Source organism: Psychrobacter sp. UBA2514, assembly GCF_002341255.1.
In the GTDB taxonomy this organism is placed as follows: domain Bacteria; phylum Pseudomonadota; class Gammaproteobacteria; order Pseudomonadales; family Moraxellaceae; genus Psychrobacter; species Psychrobacter pacificensis.
Map to the genome: position 1 here is coordinate 1 of NZ_DDNS01000053.1, position 287 is coordinate 287.

At 49.8% G+C, this 287-nt stretch carries 1 protein-coding gene; it reads right to left on the minus strand.

Annotated elements, in window-relative coordinates; genetic code table 11:
• Positions 1-287: phosphatase PAP2 family protein (locus B3V51_RS12745; protein WP_286708540.1), on the minus strand; the 287-nt coding region annotated here is incomplete at both ends.

A 287-nucleotide genomic window follows, 5' to 3' on the forward strand; every position in this document is an offset into this window, starting at 1 on the left:
CAAAACAGCCAGTGAGAGCAGCCGGACTTGACGAACAAAGCGACTGCTAAAACGAATCGCCATATAACCCAAAAACCCATAGAGCGCGATGCTGACCGTCGCATGACCACTTGGGAATGAGTAGGTATGCTCATGCAACAAAATATCGACAGGGCGTGCGCGTTGAAACACCATTTTATTCACAAAGGTAAAGGCTGTGCTGCCGATGGTCGAGACCAGTAGTCCTATAATGACGTAAGGCCGGCGCACCACCATACACAAAATGGCAGTCAGTACGACAATCAGGC